The 14,094-nt window shown below is 60.9% G+C and carries 14 protein-coding genes; 9 read left to right on the forward strand and 5 right to left on the reverse strand.

Annotation, left to right across the window (positions count from 1 at the left end):
* Positions 1-107 precede the first annotated feature (107 nt).
* Complete coding sequence (locus AB1495_RS14085) at positions 108-1,112, forward strand: GlxA family transcriptional regulator (RefSeq protein ID WP_180827738.1); 1,005 nt, start codon at positions 108-110, stop codon at positions 1,110-1,112.
* Here AB1495_RS14085 and AB1495_RS14090 read toward each other — a convergent pair.
* A complete protein-coding gene (locus AB1495_RS14090; protein WP_074634886.1) occupies positions 1,109-2,218 on the reverse strand; it encodes a PQQ-dependent sugar dehydrogenase in 1,110 nt (369 codons plus the stop codon). The two genes, AB1495_RS14085 and AB1495_RS14090, sit on opposite strands and share 4 nt — an antisense overlap.
* A gap of 159 nt (positions 2,219-2,377) precedes the next feature.
* Between AB1495_RS14090 and AB1495_RS14095 the strand changes: the two genes are divergently transcribed.
* The 7 genes from AB1495_RS14095 to AB1495_RS14125 all read left to right on the forward strand — a co-directional run bounded on the left by AB1495_RS14095 (position 2,378) and on the right by AB1495_RS14125 (position 8,595).
* A complete protein-coding gene (locus AB1495_RS14095) occupies positions 2,378-3,568 on the forward strand; it encodes an ABC transporter substrate-binding protein (RefSeq protein WP_074634885.1) in 1,191 nt (396 codons plus the stop codon).
* 90 nt (positions 3,569-3,658) lie between these two features.
* Positions 3,659-4,438, forward strand: a complete 780-nt coding sequence (locus tag AB1495_RS14100) for an ABC transporter ATP-binding protein (protein WP_005853630.1) — start codon at positions 3,659-3,661, stop codon at positions 4,436-4,438.
* On the forward strand, positions 4,435-5,001 hold the full coding sequence (locus AB1495_RS14105; RefSeq protein WP_074634884.1) for a hypothetical protein: 567 nt from the start codon (positions 4,435-4,437) through the stop codon (positions 4,999-5,001). The genes AB1495_RS14100 and AB1495_RS14105 overlap by 4 nt, the downstream gene beginning before the upstream one ends.
* An 11-nt stretch (positions 5,002-5,012) precedes the next feature.
* On the forward strand, positions 5,013-5,834 hold the full coding sequence (locus AB1495_RS14110) for an ABC transporter ATP-binding protein (RefSeq protein ID WP_074634883.1): 822 nt from the start codon (positions 5,013-5,015) through the stop codon (positions 5,832-5,834).
* 21 nt (positions 5,835-5,855) lie between these two features.
* Complete coding sequence (locus AB1495_RS14115) at positions 5,856-6,284, forward strand: hypothetical protein (protein WP_037964480.1); 429 nt, start codon at positions 5,856-5,858, stop codon at positions 6,282-6,284.
* On the forward strand, positions 6,284-7,294 hold the full coding sequence (locus AB1495_RS14120; protein WP_005853635.1) for a branched-chain amino acid ABC transporter permease: 1,011 nt from the start codon (positions 6,284-6,286) through the stop codon (positions 7,292-7,294). The genes AB1495_RS14115 and AB1495_RS14120 overlap by 1 nt, the downstream gene beginning before the upstream one ends.
* Positions 7,291-8,595, forward strand: coding sequence for a branched-chain amino acid ABC transporter permease (locus AB1495_RS14125; RefSeq protein WP_005853637.1), 1,305 nt, complete (start codon positions 7,291-7,293; stop codon positions 8,593-8,595). The genes AB1495_RS14120 and AB1495_RS14125 overlap by 4 nt, the downstream gene beginning before the upstream one ends.
* Before the next feature lie 71 nt (positions 8,596-8,666).
* Here AB1495_RS14125 and AB1495_RS14130 read toward each other — a convergent pair whose 3' ends face one another.
* Positions 8,667-10,217 carry a helicase HerA-like domain-containing protein gene (locus AB1495_RS14130; RefSeq protein WP_074634882.1) on the reverse strand — a complete coding sequence of 517 codons (1,551 nt, stop codon included), beginning with the start codon at positions 10,215-10,217 and terminating at the stop codon, positions 8,667-8,669.
* A gap of 524 nt (positions 10,218-10,741) precedes the next feature.
* On the opposite strand from AB1495_RS14130, the gene AB1495_RS14135 reads away from it, so the two are divergent.
* The gene (locus AB1495_RS14135) at positions 10,742-11,380 is read left to right on the forward strand and encodes an invasion associated locus B family protein (RefSeq protein WP_235208529.1); all 639 of its coding nucleotides are present in this window, start codon (positions 10,742-10,744) and stop codon (positions 11,378-11,380) included.
* 85 nt (positions 11,381-11,465) lie between these two features.
* Here AB1495_RS14135 and AB1495_RS14140 read toward each other — a convergent pair whose 3' ends face one another.
* Genes AB1495_RS14140 through lpxD form a run of 3 tightly spaced genes read right to left on the reverse strand, consistent with a single transcriptional unit; the run spans position 11,466 to position 14,068 of the window.
* On the reverse strand, positions 11,466-12,674 hold the full coding sequence (locus AB1495_RS14140; RefSeq protein ID WP_074634881.1) for a beta-ketoacyl synthase: 1,209 nt from the start codon (positions 12,672-12,674) through the stop codon (positions 11,466-11,468).
* Positions 12,675-12,677: 3 nt separating this feature from the next.
* A complete protein-coding gene (locus AB1495_RS14145; protein WP_009824672.1) occupies positions 12,678-12,935 on the reverse strand; it encodes an acyl carrier protein in 258 nt (85 codons plus the stop codon).
* A 35-nt stretch (positions 12,936-12,970) separates the two neighbouring features.
* Positions 12,971-14,068, reverse strand: a complete 1,098-nt coding sequence (gene lpxD / locus AB1495_RS14150) for a UDP-3-O-(3-hydroxymyristoyl)glucosamine N-acyltransferase (protein ID WP_074634880.1) — start codon at positions 14,066-14,068, stop codon at positions 12,971-12,973.
* Positions 14,069-14,094 lie beyond the last annotated feature (26 nt).

Below are 14,094 nucleotides of genomic sequence, written 5' to 3' on the forward strand. Positions count from 1 at the left end.
TCAACCTATTGACCTTCGCCCCCGCCCGTGGGCAAGGTTTTCGGCAGGTTTTTGAGGGCAGCGCCCACTTTGCCCCAACGTATAACGCAAACCTGAAAGGCGACGTGATGAGTGACACCCGTCTGGCCAACCGCATTCTTCCTGACGCTGAAAAGACACGGCGCTTTGTCTTTGTGCTGCTGGAAAACTTTACCATGCTCAGCTTTGCCTCGGCGGTGGAATGTCTGCGCATCGCCAACCGCATGGCGGGTCGTCCGGCCTATGACTGGCGTCTGATCGGCGAGGATGGCGGGCGCGTGCGCTGTTCGGCTGGGGCGGAATTTACGCTGGATGGCGATCTGGACGATCTGGGCCGCGACGACACGCTGGTGGTGTGCAGCGGCATCGACGTGCAGGCGGCGACGACCAAGAAGCTGCTGGGATGGCTGCGCCGGGAGGCCCGCAAGGGCATGATGGTCGGCGGTCTGTGCACGGCCGCCTTCACGCTGGCCAAGGCCGGATTGCTGGACGGGAAGAAAGCCACGATCCACTGGGAAAATCAGGATAGTTTCAGCGAAGACTTCGAGGATGTCACCCTGACAAAATCGGTCTTTGTGGTGGACGGCAACCGGATGACGACAGCGGGCGGGACATCCTCGATCGATCTGATGCTCAAGCTGATTGCCGACGATCTGGGCGAGGATCTGGCAAATGCCGTTGCCGACCAGCTGATCTATAGCTCCATCCGCACGGACCAGGACACGCAGCGTCTGTCGGTGCCCACCCGTATCGGCGTGCGGCATCCCAAGCTGGGTCAGGTCATCCAGATGATGGAGGCCAATATCGAAGAGCCGATCAGCCCGTCCTCATTGGCGCGCGATGTCGGCATGTCCACGCGGCAGCTTGAACGGCTGTTCCGCCGCTACCTCAACCGCAGCCCCAAACGCTATTACATGGAACTGCGCCTGCAAAAGGCGCGTAACCTGCTGATGCAAACGGATATGAGCGTGATCAACGTGGCGCTGGCCTGTGGCTTTGCCTCGCCGTCGCATTTTTCCAAATGCTACCGTGCGCATTATAACACGACACCTTACCGCGAACGCGGGTCGCATGCGGCCAAGCCCGTCGCCTAATCGTTACTGATCCGGTACACCGCACCGTTCCCGACCGAGATAAACCAGATCGCGCCGTCCGGTGCCTCTATGATGTCGCGCACCCGTGCCGTGGCGGGGGTAGAGATTTGCGCCACCTCGGCCAGCGGATCGCCCTGTAGCCGCGCGATATAATTGAACTTGAGCGAGCCAACGAAGATATCGCCCCGCCACTCGGGAAACATCTTGCCCGAATAGACCAGCAACCCCGAGGGCGCGATAGACGGGTCCCAGTAGAAGGCGGGCTGCTCCATCCCCTTCTTCGCGGTGCCTTCGCCGATCTTGGCACCGGAGTAGTGACGCCCGTAGGATATCACCGGCCATCCGTAATTCGCGCCCTTGCGGACCGCGTTAACCTCGTCTCCGCCGCGCGCCCCATGTTCTGACACCCAAAGATTGCCCTCCAGATCAAGCGCTGCCCCTTGCGGGTTGCGATGCCCGTAGGACCAGATTTCCGGCAGCACGTCGTCGCGCCCGACAAACGGGTTATCGGCGGGCACAGTACCGTCACGGTTCACCCGCACGACAGAGCCGTTGTGCTGCCCCAGATCCTGCGCCGCCGGACGGTCGCCGCGCTCTCCGACGGTGACGAAAAGCGTGCCATCGCGCGCCTCGACCACGCGGCTGCCAAAGTGCTGACCGGCGGCAGACCCGCGTGACATGGTAAAGAGATCGCGTAGATTTTCGAGCCGCGCACCATCCTGCGACAGCTCTGCCGCGGCAAGCGCGGTACCGGCCCCACCCTCAAGCGCCTTGGCATAGGTCAGGAATACAGTGCGCGATCTGTCAAAATCCCGTGCCAGCGTGATATCCAGCAAGCCGCCCTGCCCTGCGTCAACGACCTGCGGTGCGCCGGTAACCTCTTGGCTGGTGCCCTCGCGGACCCGCAGCAAGCGGCCGTCGCGTTCGGTGACCAGCACGTCCCCATTTGGCAAAATCGCCAGCGCCCAAGGCGTCTCCAGCCCTGACACCTGCTGGGTGATCCGCAGCTCTTGCGCGCCAAGGCCCGACGGGCCCATGACCGATCCGGCTATGACCAACGCCCCGATGGCCCGTGCGGCCTGATGTATCATCCCCCCGCGAAACATGGCTTTCCCTCTTCATACAACCTATCCCTGCAAACCTAGCGCAGACAAAGCGTCGATCCACATCATCTTGCGCCACTTTACCTAGGGATAACGCTTTTCTTTTCCAAAATCGCCGCATAGGCTCTGGCGCAGAACACCATGTTCAACAGGGAGAGAAACATGAAAAAGATGCTTATGGCCACAACGGCTGCAGCATTGCTGGCCACCAATGCCTATGCTGACGCGCATAGCAAGGACGTGAAGCTTGGCGTGATCTTTGGCTACACCGGCCCGATTGAATCGCTGACCGGCATCATGGCATCCAGCGCCGAGCTGGCCATGAAAGAAGTCACCGACAGCGGCATGCTGATGGACGGGGCAACAGTCACCCCCTCGCGCGCTGACACGGGCTGCGTCGATAACGCGCTTGCGGTATCCAGTGCGGAACGCCTGATCGCCGAAGGGATCAACGGCATCGTGGGCGCGGCCTGCTCTGGCGTGACCGGCGCGATCTTGCAAAACGCGGCGCTGCCCAACGGGATGGTGATGATCTCGCCCTCCGCCACATCCCCCGGCTTGACATCGATGGAAGACGACGGTCTGTTCTTCCGCACCGCCCCCTCCGACGCCCGTCAGGGCGAGGTCATGGCAGAGGTGCTGATGGAAGAAGGCATCAAGGAAGTCGCGGTCACCTATACAAACAATGACTACGGCAAGGGTTTGGCCGACGCGTTCCAGCAGGCCTATGAAGCTGCGGGTGGGACAATTACCATCTCTGCCGCACATGAAGACGGCAAGGCCGATTACTCTGCCGAGGTTGGCGCGCTGGCCTCTGCCGGTGGCGACCGTCTGGTGGTTGCGGGCTACGTCGATCAGGGTGGATCGGGCGTTGTGCGTGCAGCGATTGATTCAGGCGCGTTCGACACGTTCCACTTCCCCGACGGGATGATCGCGGCGAACCTTGAAAACAACTTCGGTTCCGAGTTGGACGGCTCCACCGGCCAGCACCCCGGCACCGATAGCCCCGGCGCTGACAAATTCACCGCGCTGGTCGACGGTGCCTTCGACACCACATCGCCCTTCGCACCGGAAAGCTATGACGCGGCAGCTCTGCTGATGCTGGCGATGCAGGCCGCAGGGTCTTCCGATCCGCAGGTCTATAAGGATCAGGTCATGTCGGTTGCGAATGCCCCCGGCGAAAAGATCTATCCGGGTGAGCTGGCCAAAGCGCTGCAAATCCTCAAGGACGGCGGCGAAGTCGATTATGAAGGCGCAACCGCGGTTGAACTGATCGGCCCCGGTGAATCCGCTGGCAGCTACCGTCAGATCAAGATCGAAGACGGCAAGATCACGACGGTTCAATACCGCTAACATCACATGACGTGACAGAAAACAGCCCGGTGCATTGCGACCGGGCTGTTTTTGCAACGGGGCTTCGGCACCGCACGGGGAGACTACAAAATGATCGTCGTAGACGACATCCATAAACATTTCGGCGGGTTCCACGCCGTGGACGGGGCCAATCTGACCATTGGCAAAGGCACGATCACCGGTTTGATCGGCCCGAACGGTGCTGGCAAAACGACGCTGTTCAACGTGATCGCGGGGGTGTTGAAACCGACCTCGGGGCGCGTGACGATGGACGGCGAGGATATCACCGGCCTGCCCCCCCATACGCTGTTTCACAAAGGGCTGCTGCGGACCTTCCAGATCGCGCATGAATTTTCGTCGATGACCTGCCGCGAGAACCTGATGATGGTGCCCGGCGATCAGGCGGGCGAGACGCTATGGAACACGTGGTTCGGGCGCAAGCGCATCGCCGATCAGGAACGCGCCTTGCGCGCCAAAGCCGACGAAGTGCTTGAGTTTCTGACGGTGGAACATCTGGCCGAGCAGAAAGCGGGTCAGATCTCCGGCGGTCAGAAAAAGCTGCTGGAACTGGGGCGCACCATGATGGTCGACGCCAAGATCGTGTTCCTTGACGAGGTCGGGGCCGGTGTGAACCGCACGCTGCTCAATACCATCGGTGACGCGATCATCCGTCTGAACAAGGAACGCGGCTATACCTTTGTTGTGATCGAACACGACATGGATTTCATCGGCCGTCTGTGTGATCCGGTGATCTGTATGGCCGAGGGCAAGGTTCTCGCTCAAGGCACCCTGCCCGAGATCAAGGCCAACGAACAGGTGATCGAAGCCTATCTGGGCACCGGGCTCAAGAACAAGGCCGTGTCTGCATGAGACGGATGGCCACCGCATTGACGCTCTGCGCGGGATTTGCCCTGCCGCAGGCCGCTGCGGCCTGTGCGCAGCTGTCGGCGCAGGTCTGGATGTGCGATCGGGGCACCCCGTGGGAAGAAGCAACCTGGGACACGGTCGGCGACGGCTCTACCCGCTATCTGGGCGAGGTGATCCTGAACTTCACCGAAGAATGGCCCGGGTACGACATCGCCGACGGCACCTCGACGCTGGAAGAGCAATACGAGACCTATAGCGCCTGGATCGCGGCGGATGGCGGCCCTGCCCCGGACGTGCTGAAGGTCGACCGGATCGACACCCCGATGGGCACGACCCTGCGGCACATGCAATATGACGAGATCGAAGGCGACCGCACCATGAGCGCGGTCATGTTGTCGGATGTCGGATCAGCGCGGATTATGCTGTATCTCGATACCACCGACACAATGCCTTTGGATGAAATGGACAAGATGTCCTTTGAGGTGGCCATGATGCTGCGCGACACATGTGCGGATGAGATATCCTGCGCCGCGCCCATCCCCGCGGCAGCCCTGGACACCGAATGAAAGAGACTGACATGAGCAACCCATACGGCGACCGGGGCAATAAGGACCTGTCGATCGCGAACCCCAAAGGGCAAGGCACCGCGCAGCCGGTCAAAGGGGGCGGCAAAAGCCACCCCGCGCCGGCGGGCCCCTTCCTGATCGGCGACACGATGACGGGCGGCTATGGCAAGGGCCCCGATATCCTGCACGGCTGCACCATCGCCGTCGAAAAGGGTGAGATCGCCGTCATCGTCGGTCCCAATGGCGCGGGTAAATCCACGGCGATGAAGGCGGTCTTTGGCATGCTCGACGTGCGGCAGGGCCATGTGCGGCTGGACGGCGAAGACATCACCTCGCTGTCGCCGCAAGACCGTGTGGCCAAAGGCATGGGGTTCGTGCCGCAGACCTCGAACATCTTTACCTCGATGACGGTGGAAGAAAACCTCGAGATGGGGGCGTTCATCCGCCGCGATGATTTCCGTGATACGATGGCGCAGGTCTATGACCTTTTTCCGATCCTCAAGGAAAAGCGCTATCAGGCCGCGGGCGAGCTGTCGGGCGGGCAACGCCAGCAGGTCGCTGTGGGCCGCGCGTTGATGACGCAGCCGAAGGTGCTGATGCTGGACGAACCCACCGCTGGCGTATCCCCCATCGTGATGGACGAACTGTTCGACCGCATCATCGAGGTCGCGCGGACTGGTATCCCGATCCTGATGGTGGAACAGAACGCCCGCCAAGCGCTGGAGATTGCGGATAAGGGCTATGTTCTGGTGCAAGGGGCCAATGCCTTTACCGGCACGGGCAAAGAGCTTTTGGAAGACCCCGAAGTTCGCAAATCCTTTCTGGGGGGTTAAGCGATGCGATGGACCCTTCCGATGGCCCTATTGGCAACCACGGCGCCAGCCTTGGCGCAAGACAGCGTTGCCACGACCGCAGCAACAGCCCCGACCGCCGCAGCCGCTACGGCCCCCGCAGAGCCGTTCCAGCAGACGATTGCGATCGCCTGCCGCTTTACTTGGGAATGTGTGGAGAACGAACCCTGCACCGAGACAGAGTTCACCCCCGACATCACCGGCAACGCAGGCGGAGCCTCTGCCGATGCGCTGACGGTTCAATCACAAATGGTCAGCGACGCCGAAACCGTCGACATGACTGGCACGAAACAGGTCAAGGCGCTGTCCCTGACGGGGGGTGGGTTTGATGCTCGCCACCTGCTGAGCATCGCCGCCGACGGGGCCTCCCGTTATACCGTGCATTACGCTGATGGGCCGATTGTCATCAGCTATCTAGGGACATGCAAATAATGGATTTACTCAACGCTTTCATCGCCTTGGCCAACTATGTGCTGGTTCCGGGCATCGCCTATGGGTCGCAACTGGCGCTTGGTGCGCTTGGGGTGACCCTGGTCTATGGGATCTTGCGGTTCTCGAACTTTGCCCATGGCGACACAATGGCGCTTGGCGCGATGTCCGCCGTGCTGATCACCTGGGGTTTCCAGTCGCTAGGGCTGAGCCTGGGGGTCCTGCCGACTGCCCTGCTGGCGCTGCCATTCGCGATCATCATCACCATCGGGTTGCTGCTTGGCACGGACAAGCTTGTCTATAGTTTCTACCGCGAAAAGAAGGCCAAGCCGGTGATCTTTGTCATCGTCTCGCTGGGGGTGACATTCGTCTACAACGGCATCACCCGCTTTATCATCGGCGCAGAGGATCAACGGTTTCTGGATGGTGAACGCTTCATCATCTCGGCCCGCGACTTCAAAGAGATGACGGGGCTTGAGGAAGGTCTGGCGATCAAAACGACCCAAGGGCTGACCGTGGTGACGGCTGTCATCGTGGTTGCCGCATTGTTCTGGTTCCTGAACAAGACACGCTCGGGCAAATCCATGCGCGCCTACTCTGACAACGAGGATCTGGCGCTGCTGTCGGGCATTAACCCTGAACGCGTGGTCATGATCACCTGGATCATTGTGGCCTGTCTGGCGACCACCGCCGGCGTGCTGTACGGCTTGGACAAGTCCTTTAAACCCTTCACCTATTTCCAACTGCTGCTGCCGATCTTTGCCGCCGCGATCGTGGGCGGTCTTGGCAGCCCGATCGGGGCCATCGCGGGGGGCTTTGTTATCGCATTCTCCGAGGTGACGATCACCTATGCGTGGAAAAAGGTCTTTGGCTACCTCGCACCCGAGGGGATGGCCCCCGACGGCTTGGTGCAGCTTTTGTCCACCGACTATAAATTCGCCGTCAGCTTCGTGATCTTGTTGATCGTGCTGCTGTTCAAACCCACAGGTCTGTTCAAGGGGCAATCGGTATGAACGAGACACTGAAAAACACCGCTCTTTTCGCCATTGTCGCGCTGCTGATCGTACTGACCGGGCTTGCGCAAAGCTGGAACGCGGCGCTGCTGATCATCGCGATGGGGCTGATCTCCAGCATCATGGCACTTGGCGTGAACCTGCAATGGGGCTTTGCGGGGCTGTTCAACGTGGGCATCATGGGGTTTGTCGCCCTTGGCGGTCTGGCCGCTGTGCTGATCGGCATGCCCCCCACGCAAGGCGCATGGTCCGCGGGGGGCTGGGGAATCCTCACCGCCCTGCTGATGGGGGCCGCGACGATCATTCTGGCGGTTCAGGTGATGAAACGCATGGCCAAGGGATGGCTGCGCACGCTGGTTGTTCTGGTGGTGCTGGTGGCAGGGTTCTTTATCTTCCGCGCCCTGCTCGACCCGTCTGTAAGCGCGGTCGAGGCCGTGAACCCCGCGACCACCGGCTATCTTGGCGGGCTTGGCCTGCCGGTGATCATCGCCTGGCCCGTGGGCGGGCTGTTTGCAGCCGGAGCGGCCTGGCTGATCGGGAAAACCGCGCTTGGGCTGCGGTCGGATTACCTAGCGATCGCGACCCTGGGCATCGCCGAGATCATCATCGCCGTGCTCAAGAACGAAGACTGGCTGTCGCGGGGCGTCAAGAACGTCATTGGCATCCCGCGTCCCGTCCCCTATGAGATCGACCTGCAAAATAACGCGGGCTTTGTCGAACAGGCGGCCGGCTTCGGACTGAACCCGGTAGAGGCATCGACGCTTTGGGTGAAATTCCTGTATGTGTGTCTGTTCGCCGTGGTGCTCTTGGTGCTGATGTGGCTAAGCCAGCGGGCGCTGAATTCGCCCTGGGGCCGCATGCTGCGCGCGATCCGCGACAACGAGGTCGCGGCCGAAGCCATGGGCAAGGACGTGACCGCACGGCATTTACAGGTGTTCATCCTCGGCTCTGCCATCTGCGGGATTGCCGGCGCGATGATGACCACGCTGGACAGCCAGTTGACGCCCGGATCCTACCAGCCGCTGCGCTTCACCTTCCTGATCTGGGTCATGGTGATCGTTGGCGGGTCCGGCAACAATCTGGGGGCCGTGCTGGGGGGCTTTTTGATGTGGTACCTTTGGGTGATGGTTGAACCCATGGGGCTGTGGCTGATGCAATTGGTCACCGCAGGCATGTCCGACGGCTATTGGCTGAAAGACCACCTGATCGAATCCGCGGCCCATATGCGGTTGATGACGATGGGGGCGGTCTTGCTGCTGGTATTGCGGTTCAGCCCGCGCGGGTTGATCCCCGAGAAGTAAAAGAAAAGGCCTTATCCCTTGCGGGATAAGGCCAGCCTTCGGCGAGGATTTATTGCCATTTGGAAGCGCGTTCAGCGTCCTTTGAACAACCCGCCCAAGATTCCGCGCACGATGCGCCGGCCGGTTGTGCCTTTCAACTCCTTGATCACCACACTCGCGATGGCACCGCCAAAGCTGTCGTCGCTTTTGGTCGTGCGTTTCGAGGTCGAGCGCGTGACCCGTTTGCCCGCATAGCGCCGCGCTGCATTGAATTCGCGCAAGGCGGGGGATGTGTCTTCGGCCTCGGCTTGTTCCTCGGCCTGTGCTGCCTCTTTCGCGGCGTCTTCGGCGCGTTTGGCCAGCATTTCGAACGCGGAGGCGCGATCAAGGCGGGTGTCGTATTTCCCCGCCATCGGGCTTTGCGCCATCAGGGCGGCGCGGGTGGCCGGATCGATCGGACCAAGCTGCGAGGATGGGGGTCGGATCAGGGTGCGTTCCACGATGCCGGGGATCCCTTTTTTCTGCAGCATGGAGGTCACCGCCTCGCCCACGCCCACATCGCGGATCGCGTCTTCGGTCTCAAAACGCGGGTTCTCGCGGTAGGTTTCGGCGGCAAGGCGCAGCGCCTTGCGATCACGCGCGGTGAAGGCGCGCAAGGCGTGCTGGATGCGGTTGCCCAATTGGCCAAGGATATCTTCGGGCACGTCTGCGGGGTTCTGTGTGATGAAATACACGCCCACGCCCTTGGAGCGGATCAGCCGCGCCACCTGTTCAACCTTGTCGACCAGCGCTTTGGGGGCGTCGTCAAACAGCAGATGCGCCTCGTCGAAGAAGAACACCAGTTTGGGTTTATCGGGGTCGCCGACCTCGGGCAGTTCCTCGAAGAGTTCTGACAGCAACCACAGCAGGAAGGTCGCGTAGAGCTTGGGCGACTGCATCAGTTGGTCGGCCGCGAGGATATTGATAAAACCGCGCCCGTCCGTGTCTGTGCGCATCAGGTCGGTGAGCGCCAGCGCAGGTTCTCCGAAGAGATCCGCCGCGCCTTGGTTTTCCAGCACCAGCAAGCGCCGCTGGATCGCGCCGACCGACGCCGACGACACATTGCCGTAGCGCAGTGCCAGGGTTGAAGCGTTTTCCCCGATCCAGACCAGCAGCGCCTGCAGATCCTTGAGGTCCAGCAGCGGAAGCCCGTCTTCGTCAGCGACGCGGAAGGCGATGTTAAGGATACCTTCCTGGGCCTCCGTCAGATCGAGAAGCTGCGCCAGCAGCAAGGGCCCCATTTCCGAGATTGTCGTCCGCACCGGATGCCCCTGTTTGCCGAACATATCCCAGAAGGTGACCGGAAAGGCGCTGTAGTCGAAATCGTCAAAGCCGATGGTCTGGGCGCGCTCTGAAAAAGGGGTGTGCAGCTTGTGGCTGGTAGAGCCTGCCTGCGCCAGACCTGACAGATCGCCTTTGACGTCGGACAGAAATACCGGAACCCCTGCGGCGGAAAACCCTTCGGCCAGGATTTGCAGCGTGACGGTTTTGCCTGTGCCTGTGGCCCCCGCGACCAATCCATGACGGTTGGCATAGCCGATGTTGAGAAACTGTTTCGTCGCGTAGTCTTCGCCACCGCCGCCGATGAAGATATCATTTGTCACGTATTTAATTCCTTTTGGGCCAATAACCTGCAGCCAAAGTGCAGGGCGAGCATACAAACTTAACCTTTTCACACCATAGTGATTTTGTCGCCGGTCGTGATGTCCTTTTCGTGCTGGCGGCACTTCCTCCCTGTCAGACTTGGCCGCGCCTTCGGGTGCGGCCCTTTTTACATTTGAGGTCGGATTTACGCGCTTGAAACCGCTGTAATATTTTCTGTTGACGGTTCACGAATGCTTTCGTAACGTGCTTTCAATAAGTCGGCCAAGTCCGACGGGGAGAACGAAGAACAGGGAAAAGGACGCTTGGCGTCCTTTTTTCTATTTACGGCTTCGTCTTTTACCAAAAGTTGCTCATATCCATGTTCCAATTAGGCGAAATTTTGCCTTAAATCACGACAGTTTCAGCGCTATCGTCCTGACATTCGCTTTGGCGCATGGTAGATGGCGTCGAATTTAACTGATTTGGAACGAGCATGAAAAAGTATATCACACTTCTCCCTCTCTGCGCGGCGATGGCTCTGACTATGCCCGTTTCCGGTTACGCACAGACTGCAGCCACGGAAACACCCGCAGCAACAGACGCCCCGGAAACGGCGGAGCCGACCGCTGAAGCGGCACCCGCGACGGAAGAAAACACCACCACCGGCAGCAGCACCGACGTACAGTCGCAGCTGAGCCTTGGTGAAGATGCCGACGGGGAGCCGACCCTGGGCAAGCCCTACACCAAAGAGGTGATCGGTGCCTGGGAGATGCGCTGCATCAAGACCGAAGAAGAGGTCGACCCCTGCCAGATGTACCAGCTGATGGATGATGGCCAAGGCGCGCCTGTCGCCGAATTCTCGTTGTTCCGCCTGCCAGCGGGCGGTAAGGCGACAGCCGGTGCCACTGTGGTTGTGCCCTTGGAAACGGCCCTGCCCTCGCAGCTGACGCTGACCGTCGATGGTGGCAAAGCGCGCCGCTATCCTTTCGCTTTCTGTAACCCCGTTGGTTGCTACGTCCGCATGGGCCTGACCGAAGCCGATGTCGCCGCGTTCAAACGCGGGAAAGAGGCCGTGATCACCATCGTGCCCGCGCTGGCGCCTGACCAGAAGGTAGAACTGTCGCTGTCGCTGGACGGGTTCACCGCAAGCTTCGACAAATCTTCGGTTGTTGAAGACCGGTAAGCAAATGTTTGGCCCTCGGGCCGTTGAGACAACAAAGCCGCCCCGTTTGACGTGGGCGGCTTTTTCATGGGCGGTATCGCAGCCGTCAGATCGCGCGCAGCGCCAGTACCGCGTTCATGCCGCCAAAGGCAAAGGCGTTGGACAGCGCCACCGTAACCCGCGCATCGCGGGCCACATTGGGCACAACATCCAAGGCGCAGTCGGGGTCGGGCTCTTCGTAGCCGATGGTGGGGGCGATCACCCCGTCGCGCAGGGCCATGATGCAGGCCAAAAGCTCTACCGCGCCGGTGCCGCCGATCAGATGCCCATGCATCGATTTGGTCGAGCTGATCATCAGCCTGTCTGCATGGGTGCCGAACACATCCGCCACCGCCGCACATTCGGTTTTATCATTGGCTGCCGTGCCCGTGCCATGGGCGTTGATATAGCCCACCTCCTCCGGATTGATCCGGGCGTCGTCCAAGGCGCCTTTGATCGCGCGAGCAGCACCCGCCTTGGACGGCATCACAATGTCCGACGCGTCAGAGGACATGGCAAAGCCCGATACTTCGCACAGGATATCGGCCCCGCGGGCGCGGGCGTGGTCATACTCTTCGAACACGAAAATGCCTGCGCCTTCGCCCTGCACCATCCCATTGCGATTGGCCGAGAACGGGCGGCAGGCGTCGCGCGACATCACGCGCAGCCCTTCCCACGCCTTGACCCCGCCAAAGCACATCATGGATTCAGATCCGCCCGTGACCATCGCCGGTGCCATCCCGCTGCGGATCATCGAAAATGCCTGCGCCATCGCGTGGTTCGAGGACGCGCAGGCGGTTGAAACGGTGAAGGATGGCCCCTTGAGGTGATGTTCCATGCTCACATGGCTGGCGGCGGCGTTGTTCATCAGGCGCGGCACCACAAAGGGATGCACGCGGTTCTTCCCTTCGGCATAGACCGCACGGTAGTTATCGTCCCATGTGCTGACCCCGCCGCCCGCCGTGCCAAGCACCACGCCGGATTTCGCCGAGAGCTCTCCTTTGAACTCTAGCCCCGATTGGCGGATCGCCTCCGCCGCGGCGGCAAGGGTGAACTGGGTGAACCGGTCATAAAGCGCGATCTTCTGGCGGTTATACTGGCTTTCGCCGTCAAACCCGTGGACCTGACCGCCGATCTTGATCGACAGCCGATCCACGTCGCGGAAATCAAGCGGCCCGATTCCACACACTCCGTTGCGCATGGCCGCAAGCGTTTCGGGCACGTTCAATCCCAGCGGATTGACCGTGCCCGCCCCCGTAATCACGACACGTTTCACGCGTCAGGCCTGCTCGGCGCGCAGCCGTTCCACCCCTGCGACAATGCTGGCCACGCTAGAGATATCGAACCCCGTAGCATCCGGCTGGTTCGCGTTGAACGGCACCGATACGTCGAATGTCTCTTCAATCGCGAAGATGCTTTCGACGATGCCCATGCTGTCGATGCCAAGGCTTTCGAGCGTGCTGTTCATGGTGACATCCGATGGCGTCAGAAACGCTTGATCGGCGATAATGCTGATGACCTGATCTTTGATGTTCATCCTAAGTCTCCGTCAGAACGGGCCATGGATCGGCCCTAGCTTGTCTCACTGTCTTTGGAGGTGCCCATCTGGGATTTTAACGCCGCCACATCGCGAAGCAAGCGCGGCAAACGGCGCAGCGCTTTGTAGCCTTCGATCTGCTTGCCCATTTCCGTCGCGGGATAGCCCAGCAACGAACGGCCCGCGGGCGCGTTGGACAGGATCTTGGTGCCGCCGCCTGCGATCACTCCGTCGCCGATGGTGATATTGTCGCTGACGCCCACCTGTCCCCCCAGCACCACGTTGTCGCCGATGGTCACGGAACCGGCGATACCGACCTGCCCGCACAGCAGACAGTTTTTGCCGACCACAACGTTATGCCCCAGATGCACGAGGTTATCGAGCTTGCTGCCGTCGCCAATCACGGTGTTGCGAATGGTGCCGCTGTCAACCGTGCAGTTCATACCGCATTCCACGTCGTTCCCGATGGTCACACTTCCAAGGGTGTGAATACGGGTCCATTGTTGCGCTTTTGTGTCGCCGCGATCACCAAGGGTCTTGCGTGTCTGTTCCACTGTGCTGGGCTCGGCCGTCACGAACGAAAACCCGTCGCCACCGATCCGCGCGCCCGGTTGTGCGATGAAATCATCGCCGATGCGCACCCGCGCGCCGATGCTGACGTGATCGCGCAGATAGGCGTTCTTACCCAGAACCGCGCCTGTCCCAATGTAGCACTGCGGCCCGATGACAGAACCAGCGCCGATTTTCGCGCCCGCCGCCACAATCGCCAATGGCCCGACAGAGACGTGCTCGGCCAGTTCGGCAGTCTCATCAATAACGGCGGAGGGGTGGATGCCAGCCCCGAACCCCTGCCCCGGATCCATCATGCGGGTCAGTCCCGACATGGCAAAGCGCGGACGGTCCGGCAAGATGGCGGCGTTCAACCCCATCTCTTGCCAATCGGCATCGGGCCAGAGCATGGCCGCGCGGGCCGATCCGTCAGACAGCGATTGTGCGTATTTGGGGCTCATGGCGAGCGCGAGATCGTCGGGGCCCGCGTCTGCCGGCTCTGCCAGTTTGGCAATCGAAATGGAGGTATCGCCGACCGCTGGCAAGCCAAGCGCGTCGGCGATCTGTTGGATGGTGTAGGTCATGTGCGGTCTCCCCTTGTCAGGGACGA

Origin of the sequence: Sulfitobacter pontiacus, assembly GCF_040790665.1 — a bacterium.
Lineage (GTDB): Bacteria > Pseudomonadota > Alphaproteobacteria > Rhodobacterales > Rhodobacteraceae > Sulfitobacter > Sulfitobacter pontiacus.

Excerpts from the sequence above, each read along its gene's own strand:
- AB1495_RS14115 (WP_037964480.1), top strand. The coding sequence starts at position 5,856 with ATGGCCCTATTGGCAACCACGGCGCCAGCCTTGGCGCAAGACAGCGTT.
- AB1495_RS14105 (WP_074634884.1), top strand. The coding sequence starts at position 4,435 with ATGAGACGGATGGCCACCGCATTGACGCTCTGCGCGGGATTTGCCCTG.
- AB1495_RS14085 (WP_180827738.1), top strand. The coding sequence starts at position 108 with ATGAGTGACACCCGTCTGGCCAACCGCATTCTTCCTGACGCTGAAAAG.
- lpxD (WP_074634880.1), bottom strand. The coding sequence starts at position 14,068 with ATGACCTACACCATCCAACAGATCGCCGACGCGCTTGGCTTGCCAGCG.
- AB1495_RS14135 (WP_235208529.1), top strand. The coding sequence starts at position 10,742 with ATGCCCGTTTCCGGTTACGCACAGACTGCAGCCACGGAAACACCCGCA.
- AB1495_RS14090 (WP_074634886.1), bottom strand. The coding sequence starts at position 2,218 with ATGTTTCGCGGGGGGATGATACATCAGGCCGCACGGGCCATCGGGGCG.
- AB1495_RS14125 (WP_005853637.1), top strand. The coding sequence starts at position 7,291 with ATGAACGAGACACTGAAAAACACCGCTCTTTTCGCCATTGTCGCGCTG.
- AB1495_RS14100 (WP_005853630.1), top strand. The coding sequence starts at position 3,659 with ATGATCGTCGTAGACGACATCCATAAACATTTCGGCGGGTTCCACGCC.
- AB1495_RS14120 (WP_005853635.1), top strand. The coding sequence starts at position 6,284 with ATGGATTTACTCAACGCTTTCATCGCCTTGGCCAACTATGTGCTGGTT.
- AB1495_RS14145 (WP_009824672.1), bottom strand. The coding sequence starts at position 12,935 with ATGAACATCAAAGATCAGGTCATCAGCATTATCGCCGATCAAGCGTTT.
- AB1495_RS14095 (WP_074634885.1), top strand. The coding sequence starts at position 2,378 with ATGAAAAAGATGCTTATGGCCACAACGGCTGCAGCATTGCTGGCCACC.
- AB1495_RS14110 (WP_074634883.1), top strand. The coding sequence starts at position 5,013 with ATGAGCAACCCATACGGCGACCGGGGCAATAAGGACCTGTCGATCGCG.